Origin of the sequence: Serratia sp. Ser99 (assembly GCF_024519545.1) — a bacterium.
Classification (GTDB): domain Bacteria; phylum Pseudomonadota; class Gammaproteobacteria; order Enterobacterales; family Enterobacteriaceae; genus Serratia; species Serratia liquefaciens.
Genome location: NZ_JALJRT010000004.1, coordinates 220,665 through 241,919 on the forward strand (window position 1 = coordinate 220,665; position 21,255 = coordinate 241,919).

The 21,255-nt window shown below is 56.1% G+C and carries 18 protein-coding genes; 10 read left to right on the forward strand and 8 right to left on the reverse strand.

The window, feature by feature from the left end:
* Positions 1–485: 485 nt before the first annotated feature.
* Both putA and NR114_RS10800 read left to right on the forward strand, forming a co-directional pair.
* Complete coding sequence (gene putA, locus NR114_RS10795; RefSeq protein WP_256813560.1) at positions 486–4,457, forward strand: trifunctional transcriptional regulator/proline dehydrogenase/L-glutamate gamma-semialdehyde dehydrogenase; 3,972 nt, start codon at positions 486–488, stop codon at positions 4,455–4,457.
* A gap of 198 nt (positions 4,458–4,655) precedes the next feature.
* The gene (locus tag NR114_RS10800) at positions 4,656–5,108 is read left to right on the forward strand and encodes a transposase (RefSeq protein WP_256813559.1); all 453 of its coding nucleotides are present in this window, start codon (positions 4,656–4,658) and stop codon (positions 5,106–5,108) included.
* A 92-nt stretch (positions 5,109–5,200) separates the two neighbouring features.
* On the opposite strand, the gene tcyN is transcribed toward NR114_RS10800, so the two are convergent.
* The 7 genes from tcyN to NR114_RS10835 form a co-directional block, all read right to left on the reverse strand.
* Positions 5,201–5,953, reverse strand: coding sequence for an L-cystine ABC transporter ATP-binding protein TcyN (gene tcyN, locus NR114_RS10805; protein ID WP_020827486.1), 753 nt, complete (start codon positions 5,951–5,953; stop codon positions 5,201–5,203).
* Between the two features lie 3 nt (positions 5,954–5,956).
* On the reverse strand, positions 5,957–6,619 hold the full coding sequence (gene tcyL / locus NR114_RS10810; RefSeq protein ID WP_020827487.1) for a cystine ABC transporter permease: 663 nt from the start codon (positions 6,617–6,619) through the stop codon (positions 5,957–5,959).
* A complete protein-coding gene (tcyJ, locus tag NR114_RS10815; RefSeq protein WP_046373262.1) occupies positions 6,619–7,419 on the reverse strand; it encodes a cystine ABC transporter substrate-binding protein in 801 nt (266 codons plus the stop codon). The genes tcyL and tcyJ overlap by 1 nt, the downstream gene beginning before the upstream one ends.
* Positions 7,420–7,533: 114 nt before the next feature.
* Complete coding sequence (locus NR114_RS10820) at positions 7,534–8,526, reverse strand: D-cysteine desulfhydrase (protein ID WP_256813557.1); 993 nt, start codon at positions 8,524–8,526, stop codon at positions 7,534–7,536.
* A 127-nt stretch (positions 8,527–8,653) separates the two neighbouring features.
* A complete protein-coding gene (gene fliZ, locus NR114_RS10825; protein ID WP_041414695.1) occupies positions 8,654–9,163 on the reverse strand; it encodes a flagella biosynthesis regulatory protein FliZ in 510 nt (169 codons plus the stop codon).
* A gap of 58 nt (positions 9,164–9,221) precedes the next feature.
* Positions 9,222–9,944: an RNA polymerase sigma factor FliA gene (locus NR114_RS10830; RefSeq protein ID WP_020827491.1), complete on the reverse strand. Its 723-nt coding sequence runs from the start codon at positions 9,942–9,944 to the stop codon at positions 9,222–9,224.
* Positions 9,945–10,128: 184 nt separating this feature from the next.
* Positions 10,129–11,376, reverse strand: coding sequence for a FliC/FljB family flagellin (locus tag NR114_RS10835; protein WP_256813556.1), 1,248 nt, complete (start codon positions 11,374–11,376; stop codon positions 10,129–10,131).
* Positions 11,377–11,657: 281 nt separating this feature from the next.
* Between NR114_RS10835 and fliD the strand changes: the two genes are divergently transcribed.
* The 4 genes from fliD to NR114_RS10855 all read left to right on the forward strand — a co-directional run bounded on the left by fliD (position 11,658) and on the right by NR114_RS10855 (position 15,039).
* Positions 11,658–13,055, forward strand: a complete 1,398-nt coding sequence (gene fliD, locus NR114_RS10840) for a flagellar filament capping protein FliD (RefSeq protein WP_256813555.1) — start codon at positions 11,658–11,660, stop codon at positions 13,053–13,055.
* A 27-nt stretch (positions 13,056–13,082) separates the two neighbouring features.
* Positions 13,083–13,493, forward strand: a complete 411-nt coding sequence (fliS, locus tag NR114_RS10845) for a flagellar export chaperone FliS (protein WP_012145664.1) — start codon at positions 13,083–13,085, stop codon at positions 13,491–13,493.
* Positions 13,493–13,861: a flagella biosynthesis regulatory protein FliT gene (fliT, locus tag NR114_RS10850; protein WP_048760249.1), complete on the forward strand. Its 369-nt coding sequence runs from the start codon at positions 13,493–13,495 to the stop codon at positions 13,859–13,861. The genes fliS and fliT overlap by 1 nt, the downstream gene beginning before the upstream one ends.
* Before the next feature lie 311 nt (positions 13,862–14,172).
* A complete protein-coding gene (locus tag NR114_RS10855; protein WP_256813554.1) occupies positions 14,173–15,039 on the forward strand; it encodes an AraC family transcriptional regulator in 867 nt (288 codons plus the stop codon).
* Positions 15,040–15,697: 658 nt separating this feature from the next.
* On the opposite strand, the gene fliE is transcribed toward NR114_RS10855, so the two are convergent.
* Entirely contained in the window at positions 15,698–16,012 is a 315-nt protein-coding gene (fliE, locus tag NR114_RS10860) for a flagellar hook-basal body complex protein FliE (RefSeq protein WP_044552041.1), read from the reverse strand.
* Positions 16,013–16,493: 481 nt separating this feature from the next.
* On the opposite strand from fliE, the gene fliF reads away from it, so the two are divergent.
* From fliF to fliI, 4 genes are read left to right on the forward strand one after another with little or no spacing between them, the layout of a single operon-like run.
* Positions 16,494–18,194, forward strand: coding sequence for a flagellar basal-body MS-ring/collar protein FliF (gene fliF / locus NR114_RS10865; RefSeq protein ID WP_116690263.1), 1,701 nt, complete (start codon positions 16,494–16,496; stop codon positions 18,192–18,194).
* On the forward strand, positions 18,191–19,183 hold the full coding sequence (gene fliG / locus NR114_RS10870) for a flagellar motor switch protein FliG (RefSeq protein WP_012145670.1): 993 nt from the start codon (positions 18,191–18,193) through the stop codon (positions 19,181–19,183). The genes fliF and fliG overlap by 4 nt, the downstream gene beginning before the upstream one ends.
* Positions 19,176–19,880 (forward strand): flagellar assembly protein FliH, encoded by a 705-nt coding sequence (gene fliH / locus NR114_RS10875; RefSeq protein WP_116690262.1) that lies wholly within the window; start codon positions 19,176–19,178, stop codon positions 19,878–19,880. Before fliG ends, fliH begins: the two co-directional genes overlap by 8 nt.
* Complete coding sequence (gene fliI, locus NR114_RS10880; protein WP_020827501.1) at positions 19,880–21,241, forward strand: flagellar protein export ATPase FliI; 1,362 nt, start codon at positions 19,880–19,882, stop codon at positions 21,239–21,241. Before fliH ends, fliI begins: the two co-directional genes overlap by 1 nt.
* Positions 21,242–21,255: the final 14 nt, after the last annotated feature.

Below are 21,255 nucleotides of genomic sequence, written 5' to 3' on the forward strand. Positions count from 1 at the left end.
GGCGAAAAGCGGACACTCCCGCGAGTGAAAATAGTTTCCCCCCGCAATTGTCTGACCGTCGGCTATCCTAGTTGACCTGTTGATTATCCAACAAGACATTTAACAACAAAGTTACACAAAGTTTACCCTGCGTCACATTTAACCACCTACAAGGTTACACCCCGCATTCAAAAACAGAGTTGCACCTCATACTAATTCAACGTTACCCCTGATATTGCTGGGGTTAACGCGTGCAGACGACCGCCCCTCGACGCACCACCCCACTGGCAGAGCAAGAACCATGCCGATTATTGATGTTAAAAAATCGATGGAACTCACACTTCGTTCATCCGCCTGATTTAACACGGTTGCACAAAGTTGCAACATGCAGGATATTGTCTGCATTCATCACAGCACACAACGCACGAACCTATCCCAGCAGCCTATCTGGCCCGCAGTTTGTATAGCCTGATGGGATAGGTTCTTAACACAGGAGTTGGATTGGCATGGGCACTACCACAATGGGCGTGAAACTCGACGAGGCCACTCGCGAGCGAATCAAAAGCGCCGCACAGCGTATCGATCGCACGCCGCACTGGCTGATCAAGCAGGCCATTTTTAATTATCTCGAACGTCTCGAGAACGGTTCCGATATCCCTGAAATTCCAGCACTTGCCGCTGCCGGCCAGGCCGAAGCGGACGATATTATGCCGCAAGTGCAGGAAGAGTCCCACCAGCCATTCCTTGAATTTGCAGAACAAATTCTGCCGCAGTCGGTTAATCGCGCAGCCATCACCGCGGCCTATCGCCGCCCTGAGACTGAAGCGGTGCCGATGTTGCTCGAACAGGCGCGATTACCTGCCGATCTTGCCAAAGCCACCCACAAGATGGCTTACGACATCGCCGAGAAGTTGCGTAACCAAAAGAGTGCAAATGGCCGCGCCGGTATGGTGCAAGGGCTGCTGCAAGAGTTCTCACTCTCCTCACAGGAAGGCGTGGCGCTGATGTGCCTGGCCGAAGCCCTGCTGCGCATTCCAGACAAGCCAACCCGCGATGCGCTGATCCGCGATAAAATCAGCAACGGCAACTGGCATTCTCACCTCGGCCGTAGCCCATCGCTGTTTGTTAACGCCGCCACCTGGGGCCTGTTGTTCACCGGCAAGCTGGTGTCGACCCATAACGAAGCCAACCTGTCACGCTCGCTGAACCGCATTATCGGCAAAAGCGGCGAACCGCTGATCCGTAAAGGCGTGGATATGGCGATGCGCCTGATGGGCGAACAGTTCGTGACCGGCGAAACCATCGCCGAAGCGCTGGCCAACGCCCGCAAGCTGGAAGACAAAGGGTTCCGTTATTCCTACGATATGCTGGGTGAAGCCGCCCTGACCGAAGCCGACGCGCAGGCCTATCTGGTGTCTTACCAGCAGGCAATCCATGCGATCGGCAAAGCGTCGAACGGCCGCGGCATCTATGAAGGCCCGGGCATTTCGATCAAGCTGTCTGCTTTGCACCCGCGTTATAGCCGCGCGCAATACGAACGCGTAATGGAAGAGCTTTACCCTCGCCTGCTGTCATTGACCCTGCAGGCGCGCCAATACGACATCGGTATCAATATCGACGCTGAAGAAGCCGATCGCCTGGAAATCTCGCTCGACCTGCTGGAGAAGCTGTGCTTCGAACCTCAGTTGGCCGGTTGGAACGGCATCGGCTTTGTGATCCAGGCCTATCAGAAACGCTGCCCGTTCGCCATCGATGCAGTCATCGACATGGCACAACGCAGCCGCCGTCGCCTGATGATTCGTCTGGTGAAAGGCGCCTACTGGGACAGCGAAATCAAACGCGCCCAAATGGACGGGCTGGAAGGCTATCCGGTTTACACCCGCAAGGTCTACACCGACGTTTCCTACCTGGCCTGCGCCCGCAAACTGCTGGCGGTGCCGAACCTGATTTATCCGCAGTTCGCGACCCATAACGCCCATACCCTGAGCGCGATTTATCATCTGGCGGGCAACAACTATTATCCGGGCCAGTATGAGTTCCAGTGCCTGCACGGCATGGGCGAACCGCTGTACGAACAAGTGGTGGGTAAAGTGGCCGACGGTAAGCTGAACCGTCCATGTCGCATCTATGCACCGGTCGGCACCCATGAAACGCTGTTGGCGTATCTGGTACGTCGCCTGCTTGAAAACGGCGCTAACACCTCGTTCGTTAACCGTATCGCCGATGCCACCCTGCCGCTCGACGAACTGGTTGCCGATCCGGTCACCGCGGTCGAAGCCCTGGCCACCAGCGAAGGTCAACTTGGACTGCCGCACCCACGCATTCCGTTGCCGCGTGAACTCTATGGCACCAAGCGCATCAACTCCAGCGGCCTGGACCTGTCGAACGAACAGCGTCTGGCATCTCTGTCCAGCGCACTGCTGACCAGCGCTACTCAACCCTGGCGCGCAGAGCCGATTATTGACGCCGAGCTGGATCAGGGCGTGGAGCAACCGGTCATTAACCCTGCCGAGCCGGGCGACGTGGTCGGTTACGTGCGTGAAGCCACCGAAGGTGAAGTCAGCCGGGCGCTCGACGCCGCCGCTGCCGCCGGTCCAATCTGGTTTGCCACCCCGCCGTCCGAGCGCGCCGCCATTCTTGAGCGCGCCGCCGAACTGATGGAAGGCCAACTGCAAAGCCTGTTGGGCATTCTGGTGCGCGAAGCGGGCAAAACCTTTAACAACGCCATCGCCGAAGTGCGCGAAGCGGTCGACTTCCTGCATTACTACGCCGGTCAGGTGCGCGATGATTTCGCCAATGACAGCCACCGTCCGCTGGGCCCGGTGGTGTGTATCAGCCCGTGGAACTTCCCGCTGGCCATCTTCACCGGCCAGATTGCCGCTGCGCTGGCGGCAGGCAACAGCGTTCTGGCAAAACCGGCAGAGCAAACGCCGCTGATCGCCGCACAGGCGGTGCGCATTCTGTTGGAAGCCGGCATTCCGCAAGGCGTGCTGCAACTGCTGCCGGGTCAGGGCGAAAGCGTCGGCTCGGTTCTGGTTAATGACGCTCGGGTTCGCGGCGTGATGTTTACCGGCTCGACCGACGTTGCCGGTATCCTGCAACGCAGCATCGCAGGCCGTCTGGATCCGCAAGGTCGTCCAACGCCGCTGATTGCCGAAACCGGTGGTCTGAACGCCATGATCGTCGACTCTTCCGCTCTGACCGAACAGGTAGTGACTGACGTGGTCGCCTCCGCATTCGACAGCGCAGGCCAACGCTGCTCCGCCCTGCGTATCCTGTGCATTCAGGAAGACGTGGCGGAACACACGCTGCAAATGCTGCGCGGCGCGATGGCCGAATGCCGCATGGGCAACCCGGAACGCCTGTCGACCGATATCGGGCCGGTGATCGACGCCGAGGCCAAAACCGGCATCGAACGTCATATTCAGGCGATGCGCGCCAAGGGCCGTAAGGTCTATCAGGCCGCGAAAGGCAACGTACAGGATGAGAAAGAGTGGTCCCGTGGCACCTTTATCAAGCCAACCCTAATCGAACTGGACAGCTTCGACGAGCTGCAAAAAGAGATCTTCGGCCCGGTGCTGCACGTGGTCCGCTTCCAACGCACCAATCTGGAGTCGCTGGTCGATCAGATCAACGCCGCCGGTTATGGTCTGACGCTGGGCGTTCACACCCGTATTGATGAAACCATCGCCCGCGTGACCGAACGCGCCAAGGTGGGCAACCTGTACGTTAACCGCAACATGGTCGGCGCCGTGGTCGGCGTGCAGCCATTTGGTGGCGAAGGCCTGTCCGGCACCGGTCCTAAAGCCGGTGGTCCGCTGTACCTGTATCGCCTGCTGGCCAACCGTCCGGATGATGCGGTGCAACGCACCCTGCACCGCCAGGACGAAGAACGCCCGCTGGAAGCCACCGCGCGGCCACAGTTGCTCAAAGCCCATCAGGCGCTGGAGCAATGGGCGATTGCCGAAAACCAGCGCGATCTGGTGACGTTGGCGCAACGCTACGCCGAACTAGGCCAGGGCGGTACCCTACGTCCACTGCCTGGTCCAACTGGCGAACGCAATACCTATGCCCTGTTGCCGCGTGAGCGCGTACTCTGCCTGGCCGATAACGAGACCGATGCCTTGACGCAGTTGGCCGCAGTACTGGCCGTCGGCAGCAGCGTGCTGTGGCCGGAAGCCGAGCTGCAACGCACCCTGTATCGCCGCCTGCCGGCGGCGGTTCAGGCCAGCATCAGCTTCAGCAAAGACTGGCAGCAGGACAAGGTGGAGTTCGATGCCGCCATTTACCACGGCGACGCCGATCAGCTGCGCACCCTGTGCGAGCAAATTGCCCAGCGCAGTGGCGCGATCGTTTCAGTGCAGGGCTTTGCTCACGGCGAAACCAACATTCTGTTGGAACGCCTGCTGATCGAGCGCTCGCTGAGCGTCAATACCGCAGCCGCCGGCGGTAACGCCAGCCTGATGACCATAGGGTAATGACGTGAACTGATGAACCTAGAGGCGCAGCATAATGGCTGCGCCTTTTTTATTAAAAACAGTTATCTACTCGTAGGGGCGCTGCATGCTGCGCCCTGAACATAACAACAATTTCTGCAAAACATTTCGCATAACCGATCACCCAATATGTTTTCTCCACAGAAATTCTGGTTAGGTATCCAAAATGCTGGAGGAAGAATGACACATTACCCATCAAGAAAGTCCTTTCGTTTGCGCTATTACAATTACGCTTCCGTGGGGATCTATTTTGTGACGATTTGTACTCATAAGCGGCAATGTCTTTTCGGCACGATAAATAACTCAGTCATGCAAATGAATACCTACGGGAAAGTCGCGGAGGAGTGCTGGTTACAAATCCCTCAACACTTTAACTGCGTGCATTTAGACAGCTTTGTCCTGATGCCTAACCATCTGCATGCACTACTTCACCTTCGCAACGAAAAGGCAACTAGCCTTGCAACTGTCATTCGCAGCTTCAAATCTGCTGTAACGCGGCAATTACACCAACCTGTCTGGCAACGAAGCTATTGGGAAAGGGTCATTCGTAGTGAAAGAGAATTGGCGTTAACTCAGGAATATATTGCAAACAACCCTGCCCAATGGGGAACAGACAGAGGAGAAGATTATTAGTCTACGGGCCGAACGTGTTCGGCCCCTACAACTAACAATTCGCCCAATGTATGACAACAATTTTTGGTCAAACACCGTTCGAATTCTAATGCTTACTGATTCAAAAACTTGTCGAGGAATTGTTGGGTACGCTGGTGCTGCGGATTAGCGAACAGCTCTTTTGCCGGCCCTTGCTCCACGATACGACCGTGGTCCATAAAAATGGCGCGGTCGGCCACGTCGCGGGCAAAGCTCATCTCGTGCGTGACGATCACCATGGTGCGCTTTTCTTCCGCCAGCGAACGTATGGTGTTGAGCACCTCGCCCACCAGCTCCGGGTCGAGCGCCGAGGTCGGTTCGTCAAACAGGATCACTTCCGGTTGCATCGCCAGCGCCCTGGCAATTGCCACCCGCTGCTGCTGGCCGCCGGAAAGACGGCGCGGATAGGCCGACTCTTTGCCGCTCAGCCCCACTTTGGTCAACAAGGCCCGTGCGCGTTGTTCCGCGCTGGCCTTGGGCTCGCCTTTTACGATGACCGGACCTTCAATAATATTTTCCAATACCGAACGGTGCGGGAACAGATTGAAGTTCTGAAACACGAACCCCACCTGCTGGCGTAAGGCACGAACCTGTTTTTTCTGTTTGCTCAGTGGCTTGGAACCGTCGATCAGTATATCGCCGACGCGAATGGTACCGGAATCCGGCACTTCCAGCAGGTTGATGCTGCGCAATAAGGTGGTTTTCCCCGAGCCGCTTGGCCCGATAATCGCCACTACCTCACCGGCACCGACTTCCAGATCAATCCCATGCAGCACCGTTTGACCGTTGAACTGCTTGGTCAGATTTTTCACTTCAATGGCACTCATGCGTTACTCCTGATCCTGGCGGTTTACGTGGGCTTCCAGACGATTTTGCAGCGCAGAAAGCAGGGTCGCCATCACCCAGTAAATCAGCGAGGCCGCCAGATACATGGTGAACACTTCCAGGGTACGCGAGGTAATCAGCTGCGCCTGACGGAACAGTTCCGGCACCTGAATGGTCGCCGCCAGCGAGGTGTCCTTCACCAGGCCGATAAAGCTGTTGCCCAACGGCGGCAATGCGGTACGCGCCGCCTGCGGCAGGATCACCCGACGCAGCGTCTGCCAGCGGGTCATGCCGATGCTGGCTGCCGCTTCCCACTGCCCTTTTTCGATCGACGAAATCGCGGCACGCAGGGTTTCTGAAGTATAGGCAGCAGTATTGAGCGACAGGCCAATCAGCGCCGCCGGGAAGGGATCAAACTCGATGCCGAACTGCGGCAGGCCGTAGTAAATCATGAACAGCTGGGCAATCAACGGCGTGCCGCGAAACAGCGACACATAAATGCGCGACAGCCATGACAGCGGCCATAACGGCGAAAGGCGCATCAGCGCCAGCAGAAAACCGAGCAATAAACCGAGCGCCATGCCCCCCAGACTGAGCTGGAGAGTGAGGATCGCGCCCCGCAATAAAAATGGCGCTGAATCCAGCGCCAGTTGGATACTTTCGTGCATTATTTAGTTACGTCCGCGCCAAACCATTTCTCGGAGATCTTCGCCAGCGTGCCGTCTTTTTGCATTTCGGCAATCGCCTGGTTAATCGCAGCCAGCAGTTCCGGGTTGTTTTTACGCACCGCCACGCCAGACTCCTGACGAGAGAACGCCGGGCCCGCTACCGCCAGCGTGTCGCCGGTTTTCTTCACCAGATCCAACGCCGCCAGACGGTCAACCAGAATAGCGTTGATACGGCCTACGCGCAGATCCTGGTATTTGGTCGGGTCATCATCATAGGTACGCACGTCCACACCCTGCACATTGTCACGCAACCATTGCTCGTAGTTGGTGCCCAGGCCCACGCCGACCTTTTTACCCTTCAGATCTTCCGGCTTGGTGATGGTGCCTTCGTTGCCCTTCTTCACCAAGGCCTGAATGCCGGAGACGGTATAAGGCGTCGAGAAATCGTATTTCTTTTTGCGCTCGTCGGAAATGGTCACCTGATTGATCACCACGTCGATGCGTTTTGAGTCCAGCGAAGCCAGCATGCCGTCCCACTTGGTAGGATTCAGCTTGGCTTTAACGCCAAGATGCTCCGCCAGGGCGTTGGCGAAATCCACCTCGAAGCCGGTCAATTTACCGTCTTCCCCCTGGAAGCTGAACGGCGGATAAGTGCCTTCCAACCCGACAACTAGGGTCCCGTGATGCTTCACCTGCTCCAGCAGGTTATCGGCGGCATAGGTCTGCGTGCTCAAACCGGCGGTCAGCGCAACGCTCATCACGCCCAGCAGCAATTGACGACGAACTTTGGAAAAGATCATAAACACCCCATCTGTTGTTTATCTTTTTTGATATCAGCACTTTAACAGTGTGACCGCCTGCTTGAAGGAATATAACCTTATAAATATAGTTCAAAATGGAATAACAAAGTGCGCTTACACCTGTGGATGATAGGCGAACAGCGCCGGCGCACCGCCGGTATGGATAAACAGGACCGGGCCCTCGTCACGGAAGCGCTGCTGGGCTACGCCGTCGATCAGACCGGCCATCGCCTTGCCGCTGTAAACCGGATCCAACAACACCCCTTCCTGCTGCGCCAAAAGCTGTATCGCCGCCGTGCCTTCTTCGTTTGGCATACCGTACTGCGGCGCAAAATAGTCGTCCCACAGCGTAATCGGTGCCAGTTGGTCAATATCCAATGAACAGGCCAGCGCTTTTTGGATCAGCTCCACCTTGGGCAACTGGTCGATCACCTTGCGTGAAACAGTTACACCAATCAGTTGCGTTTCCGGCAGCAACTGCTGCAGGCCAACGGCCAGCCCGGCATGGGTCCCGGCGCTGCCGGAGGCCACCACTACTGAGCTGAATGCAACGTTGCTGCGCTGGCTCTGCTCGGCAATTTCCAACGCACACTGCACGTAACCCAGCGCCCCCAGCGCATTGGAGCCTCCTACCGGCACCACATAAGGCCGGAAGCCTTGCCCTTCAAGACGGGTCGCCAGATCGGCCAACTGCTGTTGCGGGTCATGCAGCGCGTCACACATCACCACTTCCGCGTTAAACAACCCGAGCAGCAAGCGGTTACCGTTGGTCAGGTAGTTTTCTGCCTGAGTGTCGATTGGGTTTTCCAGCAACGCTACGCAGTGCAGACCCAGCTTGGCCGCCACTGCAGCCGTTTGGCGCACATGGTTGGATTGGATGGCACCGGCGGTGACCAGCGTGTCCGCGCCTTGACGCAGCGCTTCTGCGGCAAGAAATTCCAGTTTTCTCAATTTGTTACCGCCCATCGCCATCGGCGTGACGTCGTCACGTTTGATGTAAATTTCGCGGCCAAGGTAGTCTGAAAGGCGAGACAGTTTTTCGAGCGGAGTGGCAGAGCCCACTAAATCGAGGCGCGGGAATTGCGCCAGTTTGTGTTGCAGATTCACAACTTCCCCCAGGGAATCAGGTATCAACATCTAAACGATAGATTTAGCAGATGTGAACCTAATAATCACTCTTTATTCGTGACGGGGAAAGGGTAAGATCCCCGGCTGGCGTGCCGGGGAAGCCAGATCAGTAGCTTTTTTGCCAGGCAAGGTACTGGTCATATTTGCGCAGCGCGATACGGTAATTGTTGTGCGCCGCAGAAGGCAAGTCTTCGATAATACGCTGATGGCTGGCGTTACTGGCGAATTTATCCGCCGGATAGTTGCGTTCCACCAGCATTTCATCCAGCCGACGCAGGCGCACCACGTATTCACGGATGGTGCTATGGCTCATTTCGGTTTGCTCAAACAGATATTGCTTGAACGACATAATATCGAAATAGCTCGGATGGCTATTGCAGGAGATCTCACTGCAAAAGCGGCACAGCGCCGTCAGCTCATTTTGCACATTCAGCCAAACGTGATCGTCAATCGGCTGATCCATGCGCGCAATGGCATCTTTGTTGATGATCTTGCCACGAAACACCAACGCCATGCGATCCAATAGCTTACCGCACTGAGAGCAATGGGTCTGGCTGTGTTTGTAATCTTTCAAATAACGACTCAGCGGCCGTTTTTTCAATAATATTCCTGGCATAGAAGCAGTCCGATTATCGCAATGGTGATCAGGTTGAAGGGTCAGAGTTGAGTGCATGTCAGTTCTCGTTCGCCAGGCGGGAGCGCAGGCGTTTTATTGCCTGGCTATGCAATTGGCTGACACGTGATTCCCCTACGTCCAGCACGGCGCCGATCTCTTTCAGGTTCAACTCTTCCTGGTAATACAGCGTCAGCACCATTTTTTCGCGTTCCGGCAACGCCTCAATGGCGTCAATCACCCGTTGGCGTAAATTGCCCTCCAGCAGATGATGTAACGGATTGGCCTCTTCGTGCCCTTCCAGCAGCGGTTCCGCGCTTTCGCCATGCTCTTCCCGCCATTCGTCGTAGGAAAAAAGCTGACTGTTATTGGTGTCCAACAGAATTTGACGGTACTCATCCAGTGGCAGGTTCAGCGTCTGCGCCACTTCCACTTCGCTGGCCGGTCTGCCGAGCCGCTGTTCCAACTGCCGCATCACCTGCGCCACTTCACGGGCATGGCGACGCACGCTGCGCGGTACCCAGTCACGGCTGCGCAACTCATCGAGCATGGCGCCGCGAATGCGTTGCACCGCATAGGTGGTAAAGGCGGTTCCCTGCAGGGCGTCATAACGCTCAACGGCGTTTAACAACCCAATTCCCCCGGCCTGCAGCAGATCGTCGAGCTCCACGCTGGCGGGCAGCCTGACCTGCAGGCGCAACGCCTCGTGGCGCACTAACGGAACGTAGCGCAGCCAGAGAGAATTTTTGTCCATCACGCCTTCGGCGGTATACAGATCGCTCACTATGTCTAAAACCTGCGGATAAGAGAGTCAGCGCTATTATCCGTAGGGGGCAAAATGCCAATCGGCTGAACAGTCGTACAAAACAGGCCTTATTTGCGCCATGCATTAGCTGAGCGGTGCGCGACCATAAAAAAACCCCGCCGAAGCGGGGTTCTTTTGCGACAGGTTAATCGGGGAGAGTCGATTAACGCAGCAGGGACAACACGTTCTGAGTAGACTGGTTAGCCTGTGCCAGAACAGAGGTGCCAGCCTGTTGCAGGATGTTGGCACGGCTCATGTTAGACACTTCGGTCGCGTAGTCAGCATCTTGAATACGAGACTGAGAAGCAGACAGGTTGTTCACGGTGCTGTTCAGGTTGTTGATAACAGAATCGAAACGGTTCTGTACCGCACCCAGGGAAGAACGCAGACCGTCAACCTGAGCCAATGCTTTGTCCAGGGTTGCCAGTGGATCGGCAGTTTTAGGCTCAGTGCTCAATTCTTCGCCACGTGTAACCTTGCCATCGTTAGCAACTGCCGCTTTAAAGAATTTGCCGCCGTCTTCGATTACAAAAGATTTGCCGCCATCGTAAGCTTTCAGGTTGTCGGTATCAGCTTTAGCGCCTGATACTGCGACTTTTTCCTGCACGCTGCTGATGCTTGCTGAACCATCCAGGCTGGTTTTCAGTGCGCCAGTTGCAACTTTGGTGGTATCGATAGAGGTAACTTTACCGTCCTTGTCTACGGAAGCCTTATAGAAGTCACCGGCAGTATCCGCAGCATAAATGTCGCCAGTTTTATCATCTTTAACATATTTAGCCGGGTCATCGGCACCCGCTTTCTTACCGTTAGTATCAATTGCAACGCTTTTGCCGGTAGGGGCTTCAGTCACAACTGCGCCAACTTTAGTTTTATCAATACCGCCGCTTACGCTGAAAGTTTCCAGACCCAGCTGCTTGGCATCGATTTTTTGCAGGTCGATATCGATGGTTTCGCCATCGTTAGCGCCAACCTGGATAGTCAGTTTCTGATCGCTGCTCAGCACTTTCACGCCGTTGAAGTCAGTTTGTTCGGAGATACGGTTGATCTCGGACAGACGCTGGGTGATTTCGTCCTGGATAGATTTCAGGTCGCTGGAAGAGTTAGAACCGTTCTGAGACTGTACGGTCAGACGACGGATGTTTTGCAGGTTGTCGTTAACTTCGTTCAGTGCGCCTTCAGTGGTCTGCGCCAGAGAGATACCGTCGTTGGCGTTACGGGAAGCCTGAGTCAGGCCTTTGATGTTAGCGGTGAAACGGTTAGAGATCGCCTGACCCGCGGCATCGTCCTTGGCGCTGTTGATACGCAGACCGGAAGACAGACGCTCGATCGCAGTACCCAAAGAAGACTGAGATTTGTTCAGGTTGTTCTGCGCCATCAGCGACAGGCTGTTGGTATTAATTACTTGTGCCATTGTATGCTTTCCTTACGTGTCAGTTGCGATCTTCGCAACGTAGTTAAAAGGTTCGGGCTGCTTTGCCCACGGCGTCAACCACCGTCCCATCAGGTATCGGCCCCCCCCCTGCAACCTTTAGAAATTTTTTGTTTTTTTTTCGCTTCGCCGCAATGGCAGAAATAACGCGATTTTTCCTTCCTCTATTGCGCCATCGGTTTTTAAACTTTTCGGTAAACTTTTTCTCCGCTGGGCCGATAAACGCGTAAAGCGAATAAAGTCATTATTAAGGAGAATTACGAATGGCATCGATCAGTTCATTAGGCATCGGCTCAGGACTCGACCTCAACGGCTTGCTGGACAAGCTGACCAAAGCGGAACAGCAGCGTCTGACCCCGTACACCACCCAGCAGACCAGCTACAACGCCCAGTTGACCGCCTACGGCACCCTGAAAGGCTCGCTGGAAAAGTTCGATAACCTCAGTAAAGAGCTGGCGAAACCGACGTTTTTCAATAACACCACCGCCAGCAAACACGATCAGTTCGCCATCACCACCACCGATAAGGCCGTGGCGGGTAACTACATTGTCGAGGTTCAAAAGCTGGCACAGCCGCAAACGTTGACCACTCAAGCTTCGATTACCAATCAGACGGAAAAACTCGGCACGCCCGGCAGCATTGACCGCTCAATCACCATCACCGCAGGAGACCCGCAGAAAGAAGTGAAGATCCCGCTGAGCGATGATCAAACCTCGCTGGTGGAAATGCGCGATGCGATTAACAATGCCAAAGCCGGCGTCAACGCCAGCATCATGCGGGTGGGTGACAACGACTATCAATTGGCGATCAGCTCCACGGCCACCGGCGAGAAAAACACAGTCTCGGTACAGGTCAGCAATGACGATAAGTTGGGCGCCATCCTCAACTACGACCCCGCGGCCAAAAGCAACGCAATGAAGCAAACCGTGGCCGGTCAGGATGCTGAAGTGCTGGTTAACGGCACGAAAATCAAACGTAGTACCAACTCAATTGCCGATGCCCTGCAGGGCGTGACCATCGATCTGAAAACCGTCACCAAGAAAGATGAGCCGCAGAACCTGGTGATCAGCACCGATAAAACCGGCACCGCCGACAAAATAAAAAGTTGGGTCGACAACTATAACTCGCTGCTGGATACCTTTAACTCGCTGACCAAATATACCCCGGTCAAAACCGGCGAGGCGCAGAATGCCAAAAACGGCGCGCTGCTGGGGGATAACACCCTGCGCGGTGTTCAGTCTTCGATTAAAAGTGCGCTCAGCGGCGCGCAGGACAACCCGGAACTGAAGGGGCTGGGTAATCTGGGGATCACCACCAACACCAAAACCGGCAAGCTGGAGATCGACAGCACTAAGCTCAACAAAGCCATCGATGAAAAACCGGAGCAGGTTGCCAACTTTTTCGCCGGCAACGGCAAAGATACCGGTATGGCTACCGAGATCCACAATGAGATCCAAAGCTACATCAAGGCCGGCGGCATCATTGAGAACTCGACAAAAAGTATCAATACCAGCCTTGACCGCCTGAACAGCAAGATCACCACCGTGACGGCCAGTATTCAAAGCACTATCGATCGTTATAAACAACAATTCGTCCAACTGGATACCATGATGTCCAAACTGAGTGGCACCGGTGATTATTTAAAACAACAGTTCAAGTAAGAACTTTTTAACCAGGTAAAAAATCACATGTATAACCGTAGCGGAACTCAGGCCTACGCCCAGGTCAGTCTGGAAAGTGGCGTAATGAGCGCCAGCCCGCACCAGTTAATCGTGATGTTGTTCGACGGGGCGCTTAGCGCCCTGTTACGCGCACGGATACTGATGAATCAGGGTGATATCGCCGGCAAAGGACTGGCACTGTCTAAAGCCATCAATATTATCGATAACGGCCTGAAAAGCGGTCTCGACCACCAACAGGGCGGTGAAATGGCCGATAACCTGGCAGCGCTGTATGACTATATGAAGCGACGCCTGATGCAAGCCAACCTGCACAATGACGAAGCGGCGATTACCGAAGTGGTGAAGCTGCTGGAAAATATTGCCGACGCCTGGCGCCAGATTGGCCCCAATTATCATCCCTCTCAGGACGCCGTATAATGGAACGTCAACAGCAACTGCTAGCCGCATATCAGCAAGTGTTTAGCCTGAGTAGCCAGATGATCGCCCTGGCGCAGACGGAAAGATGGGAGGATCTGGTTGAGCTGGAACTGTCCTACGTGACGGCGGTGGAAAGAACCGCCGCCTTTACCGGGCAGGCCGGTCCCTCAATGGCACTACAGGAATTGCTGCACCACAAGTTGCAGCAGATCCTGGATAATGAAACCGAACTGAAGCGCCTGCTGCAACAACGTATGAATCAACTGAAAGAATTAATCGGTCAGTCGACGCGGCAAAACGTGGTCAATAATACTTATGGCCAGTTTCACGATCGCGCCCTGTTGTTGGGAGACCCACAAGTCAGATGAGTTCGCAGCAATAACGACGAAGGCAGAATAGATAGCAGCATGTACTATTACTCCCTGGTTAAGTCAGGATATTAATCCATGGCATTTGAATTATTCAGATAATGGGTAATTAGAAAAAATGCACAATTCGAGCCTTGCTCTCACTTTAATGGATAAATACCATTCCGACACGGACGTTTTCTGTTCAGCAGGAAATTGATTTTTGATAGATAAAACACGTCGTTGTGTTTCACAACCTATGGAAAGATGTTGCTCCAACGCCAATCAAAGCGTAAAGATATTCATAGATAATGGCTGCGAAATGAATATCGATGGAACGTACAATTAATCTTTGTCCAGGAATTGGTGCATCGGCACACATCATTCAGCATACTGAATTATTATTTCCTTCAGTCTATTTTGAGCAACCGCATCTGTATCTGGTACAGCAAGGCCACAAACGCGTGCGTTGGCAACAGCATGAAGTGGTGGCACATGCGGGTGAGCTGTTGATTATCGACGGAGGGCAAACCGTGGATATTATCAACGAGCTTTCCGAGGAGGGGGTATTCAGCTGCCAGCTATTGGCCTGCGATCCGCAGTTACTCAGCATACCACCGACCCAGGCTGTAAGTGCGCCACTGAACCCCTTCGACGCGGTGATGGCGTTACGTAACCTGCCCTGCGCGCTGATACACAGTTTCGAGACCACCAGTTTGGCGCTGACGCTTAAGCATCGTTTCCCCACGGTCATCATTCGCCACAAAATGCTGGAAATATTGCTGTGGTTAAAACAATTCAATATCAACTTCATTCATAACGAGGCCAGAAATTTAACCCAGCGAGTACGCCGCTGTCTGGCAACCGATCCGCATAATATCTGGACCGCTGCCGAGGTGGCGGAAACCCTTTCGATGAGCGAAGTCATGCTGCGACGCAAACTGTCGGCGGAGAATACCGCGCTGCGTAATCTAATGATCGACGTGCGTATGAGCAGCGCACTGACCTTGCTGCAATCTACCGATTGGCCAATATCCGCCATCGCTCAGCACGTGGGCTATGAAAGTTCTTCGCGATTTGCCGAGCGCTTTCGCAAACGCTTCGGTTTTGCCCCCACCGCCATTCGTGGGCACCAGCGAGCCATGGAACCCCAGGCCATTCGCCCCGATCCTTTCAGCATGATGCAAGCCCAGGAGTGATGACCTTCGGGATAAATTAAATCGTTGAACAATGAAAGCGTCGTTTATACAGGCAATATTGGCGCAAAACAGGCGGGTGGGATAGCATCGGCGGGCATTCAGTCATCGGAAGAGAATAAACCATGCTCAACGAAAAACTGCTGTTTTCCCTGGTTGTGTTGTTGCTCGGCATGTGGCTGCTGGGTTTGGTGTATGAAGAAGACGCCATGCGGCTGCTGGCGGGAAAATAAAGCGGCAGGGCCACCCAACGTGGCCCGGGTTATTTTAGCTTTCTTTAATTAAAACGCTTATTAATACAACCAAAACGATCAGAATTAAAATACTGAACAACCGCCATCTGCGTTCACTTTTGCTACACATTATCTTATCCGGTAATTGAAACGACCTTAACCCGGAAATTATAACCCCGTGAATACCATGGCAATGTGAGTTTAACCGGGGTTTCTGCCCTGCTACTCCAGCGATTGATGTTCCCGGCCAGGCACTTGTCTCGGCTTTAGAGAAGCTCTACATCTCAGAATCCGGAACCGATACTTACCTTTCGCTAAAAAGCAAAAACCCACCGTCGGTGGGTTTAGGCCAGTTCTTAAGCTGACGTTGCCTGCCCAGCAGAGAATCCAGGCTTTCAATTCTGGCCGCGGGTATGAGGCCAGACTCATCACACCGGCATATTCATCACTTCTTGATAAGCCGAAACCAGCTTATTACGCACCTGCACCCCTAACTGCAGCGAGATGGACGATTTTTGCAGATCGACCATCACGTCATTCAGGCTGATGCCCGGCGCACCGACCTCGAAATCCTGTGCCTGCTTGCGCGCAGCCTGCTGGGTATCGCTGATCTTGCCGATCGCCGCCTTCAACTCACTGGCAAAACTGACGCCCTGCGCGGATGCGCCTTGCCCCATCTGCCCTGCCTGAATCGCCGTGGCCTGCAACTGCTGCAAAACCCCTTCAATACCCTGAATTGCCATTATGACCTCAATAAAAACGCTGCTGCCGGACGTTGTTGCATCAGGCACTACTTTGATGCTGAACACCCTAACACAGCATTTTCATCCTAAAGCGGCTAATTAACTGCAAAAAACCCGGCTTATCGGGCCATCGAAATGGGCCCTAAGGGCGAATAATAACATGCCCAGAAATGGGAGCGCCGCTATACCCGTCGCTTTTCAAGTTGCAGCGTTGTTGTCTGCCCGCGCTCATCCCAATCACTGTAGGGGGCGAATAAAATCGCCCCGATTAACTCAGGCGCAGCATGCCGCGCCCCTACAAGACCCCGGGATGAGCGAGCGGGTCGCCTGGCAGCAACTTGAAAGGCATAGGGTATATTTATATGTGTATCAGGGAGTCTGTTTTGTCACACAACGCTAACCACACCGTTCATCAGCCTGGCAGGGAGCTACGCCGTGGCCCGCACCGGATCCTGAGCGTCATTGAAGGACTCGGGCTAAAATGAATGCTTCAATCTCCGCTACCGAAAGCCGCGATAATGGCCTGCTGGCCATGTGGAACCGCCTGCGCGCCAACCCCAAAGTCCCGCTGCTGATTGCGGCCTCCGCGGCCATCGCCATCGTGGTCGCGCTGCTGTTATGGGTGAAAAGTCCAGACTACCGCGTGCTGTACAGCAACATTAACGATCGCGACGGCGGCGCCATCGTCACCCAGCTGACGCAGATGAACATCCCCTACCGCTTTGCCGAAAACGGCGCGGCGTTGTTGATCCCAGCCGAAAAAGTCCATGAAACCCGTCTGCGTTTGGCGCAGCTCGGCCTGCCTAAAGGCGGTGCCGTGGGCTTCGAACTGCTGGACCAGGAAAAATTCGGCATCAGCCAGTTCAGCGAGCAAATCAACTATCAGCGCGCGCTGGAAGGTGAATTGTCCCGTACCATCGAATCACTGGGGCCGGTACAAAACGCCCGGGTGCATTTGGCTCTGCCCAAGCCTTCGCTGTTTGTCCGCGAGCAAAAATCCCCTTCCGCTTCCGTGACCCTGACGTTGCAACCGGGTCGGGCCCTGGATGACGGCCAGATCAACGCCATCGTTTATATGGTCTCGAGCAGCGTAGCCGGTCTACCGCCGGGCAACGTGACGGTGGTCGATCAGGCCGGCCGCCTGTTAACGCAGTCCGACGGCACCGGACGCGATCTGAATGCCGCACAGCTTAAATACGCCAGCGAAGTGGAAAACCGCTACCAGCGCCGTATCGAAGCGATTTTGGCCCCGATGGTCGGCAGCGCTAACGTACGCGCTCAGGTCACCGCACAGATCGACTTCTCCACTCGCGAGCAAACTGACGAACAGTACCAACCTAACCAAGAGCCAAATAAGGCCGCCGTACGCTCACAGCAAATGAGTCAAAGCGACCAAATTGGCGGGCCATTGGTCGGCGGCGTGCCGGGCGCATTGTCCAATCAGCCGAGCGCACCGGCTGCTGCCCCGATTGAAACCGCCCAACCGGCCACCGCCGGCAATAATGCCGACGCAGCTAAAACCGATACGGCCACGGCGCGCAGTTCGGCAGCCAAGGGCAGCGGGCCGCAAAACTCCCGCCGCGATGAAACCATCAACTATGAGGTCGATCGCACCATTCGCCATACCCAGCATAAAGCCGGGACGGTACAGCGCCTGTCGGTCGCGGTGGTCATCAACTATCGCGGCACCGATAAGGACGGCAAACCACTGCCGATGAGCAAAGAGCAGCTGGCGCAGATCGAATCGCTGGCGCGTGAGTCCATGGGCTTCTCCAGCGCCCGTGGCGATACCCTCAACGTGGTCAACACGCCGTTTACCGATAACGAAATTACCGGCGGCGAGCTGCCGTTCTGGCAGAGCCAGTCGTTTATCGATCGTCTGATCGATGCCGGTCGCTACCTGCTGATCCTGCTGGTCGCCTGGGTGCTGTGGCGCAAACTGGTGCGTCCGCAACTGCAAAACCGTCAGGCGGTACAAAAGGCCGCGCTCGCCGCCGCCGCTACGCCAATGGCCAAGCCGGCTGACAGCAGCAAACCCAGCAATGAGGAGCTGGCGCAGCACAGGAAATCCCAGCAGCGCGTCAGTGCAGAAGTCCAGAGCCAGCGGATCCGCGATTTGGCTGATAAAGACCCACGCGTGGTCGCTCTGGTAATCCGCCAATGGATGAGTAACGAACTATGAGTCTGACCGGAACCGAAAAAAGCGCCATCCTGCTGATGACGCTGGGCGAAGATCGCGCCGCCGAGGTGTTCAAACACCTTTCCTCGCGTGAAGTGCAGCAGCTGAGTGGCACCATGGCCAGCATGAGCCAGGTGTCGCACAAGCAGCTCAATGAAATACTGCGCGAATTTGAAGACGACGCCGAACAGTATGCCGCGCTGAGCGTCAACGCCAGCGACTACCTGCGTTCGGTGCTGGTCAAGGCGCTGGGCGAAGAACGTGCCGCCAGCCTGCTGGAGGACATTCTCGAATCTCGCGAGACCACCACCGGCATGGAAACGCTCAACTTTATGGAACCAATGAGCGCGGCCGATCTGATCCGCGACGAACATCCGCAGATCATCGCCACCATCCTGGTTCACCTCAAGCGTGGCCAGGCAGCGGACATTCTGGCGCTGTTCGACGAACGCCTGCGCAACGACGTGATGCTGCGTATCGCTACCTTCGGCGGCGTGCAGCCAGCGGCGCTGGCGGAACTGACCGAAGTGCTGAACAACCTGCTCGACGGTCAGAACCTCAAGCGCAGCAAAATGGGCGGCGTACGCACCGCAGCCGAGATCATCAACCTGATGAAAACGCAGCAGGAAGAGGCGGTTATCGACGCCATGCGCGAATACGACGGCGAGCTGGCGCAGAAGATCATCGACGAGATGTTCCTGTTCGAGAATCTGGTGGAAGTCGACGATCGCAGCATCCAGCGCCTGTTGCAGGAAGTGGAAGGCGAATCCTTGCTGGTGGCGCTCAAAGGCGCGGAACAACCACTGCGCGAGAAGTTCCTCAAAAACATGTCGCAACGCGCCGCAGATATCCTGCGCGACGATCTGGCCAACCGTGGCCCGGTGCGCATGTCGCAGGTGGAGAACGAGCAGAAGGCTATCCTGCTGGTGGTCCGTCGTTTGGCCGAGAGTGGCGAAATGATTATCGGCGGTGGCGAGGACACCTATGTCTGATCGCATTAATACCCTGCCCTGGCAGCCCTGGTCGCTCAACGATCTCAACGAGCCCAAACCGGTGCTCGACCCGCTGCCGCTGCCGGTGGAAATCACCGACGGCGCACCGCTGGACGACAGCCTGGTTCGGGAACAACAGCTCACTCAGCTCCGCCTGCAGGCCGAGCAGCAGGGCCAGCAGTTGGGCTATGCGGACGGGCAGCAAAAAGGCTACGACGCCGGCTTCCAGGCCGGCATGGAAGAGGGTCGCCAGCAGGGCTTGCTGGAAGCTCAGCAACAGCAACAACCGCTGACCGCGCACTGGCAGCATCTGGTGACGGAATTCCAGCACACGCTGGACGCTCTCGACAGCGTGATTGCCTCGCGCCTGATGCAGTTGGCCCTGACTGCCGCCAAACAGGTGCTGGGCCAACCGCCGGTGTGCGACGGCACTGCCCTGCTGGCGCAGATCCAACAGTTGATTCAGCAAGAGCCGATGTTCAGCGGCAAGCCGCAATTGCGCGTGCACCCGGATGACTATCAGCGAATCGAGCAACAGTTGGGTGCCACGCTCAGCCTGCACGGCTGGCGGTTGCTGGCGGATGGTCAGTTGCATCCTGGTGGCTGCAAGGTCAGCGCCGACGAAGGCGATCTTGACGCCAGCCTGGCAACCCGTTGGCATGAACTCTGCCGTCTGGCCGCTCCGGGAGACGTGTAATGACCCTGCGCCTCGGCCGCTGGCTGACCTCACTGGATGCGCTGGAAAAACGCATCGCACACGCCCCGACGGTACGCCGCTACGGCCGCCTGACCCGCGCCACCGGTTTGGTGCTGGAAGCCACCGGGCTACAGCTGCCGATCGGTGCCACCTGCCTGATCGAGCGTCACGACGCCGGTGAGGTCCAGGAAGTAGAAAGCGAAGTGGTCGGCTTTAACGGCCAGCGGCTGTTTCTGATGCCGCTGGAAGAAGTGGAAGGCATCGTGCCCGGCGCCCGGGTTTACGCCCGCATCTCGCCGGAAGGCCAAAGCGCCAGTAAGCAGCTGCCGCTCGGTCCTGCCCTGCTGGGCCGGGTACTGGACGGCAGCGCCAAGCCGCTCGACGGCCTGCCCGCACCGGAAACTGGCTACCGTGCGCCGCTGATCACCGCCCCATTCAACCCGCTGCAACGAACGCCGATCGAACAGGTGCTGGACGTCGGCGTGCGCACCATCAACGGCCTGTTGACCGTCGGTCGCGGTCAGCGCATGGGGCTGTTTGCCGGTTCCGGCGTCGGTAAAAGCGTGCTGTTGGGCATGATGGCGCGCTACACCCAGGCCGACGTGATTGTCGTCGGTCTGATCGGCGAACGTGGCCGTGAGGTGAAAGACTTTATCGAAAACATCCTCGGCCCCGAAGGCCGGGCGCGTTCGGTGGTGATTGCCGCACCGGCGGACGTCTCGCCGCTGCTGCGCATGCAGGGTGCGGCCTACGCCACACGTATCGCTGAAGATTTCCGCGATCGCGGCCAGCACGTGCTGTTGATCATGGATTCACTGACGCGCTACGCCATGGCGCAACGTGAGATAGCCCTGGCCATCGGCGAGCCGCCGGCCACCAAAGGCTATCCGCCTTCCGTCTTCGCCAAGCTGCCGGCACTGGTCGAACGCGCGGGCAACGGCATCAGCGGCGGCGGGTCCATTACCGCCTTTTATACCGTGCTGACCGAAGGCGATGACCAACAGGATCCGATCGCCGACTCGGCACGCGCCATTCTCGACGGCCATGTGGTGCTGTCGCGACGCCTGGCGGAAGCCGGCCACTATCCGGCCATCGACATTGAAGCCTCCATCAGCCGCGCCATGACCTCGCTGATCGACGAAGAGCACTATCGTCGGGTGCGTAACTTCAAACAGATGCTGGCCAGCTACCAACGCAACCGCGATTTGATCAGCGTAGGCGCTTACGTCGCAGGCAGCGACCCGCTGCTGGATAAGGCCATGACGCTGTATCCGCAGATGGAAGCCTATCTGCAGCAAGGCATTTTCGAACGCAGCGGCTATCAGGACGCCTGCCAGCAGCTACAGCAGTTGATCGTTTAACGTCACCAAAGGCG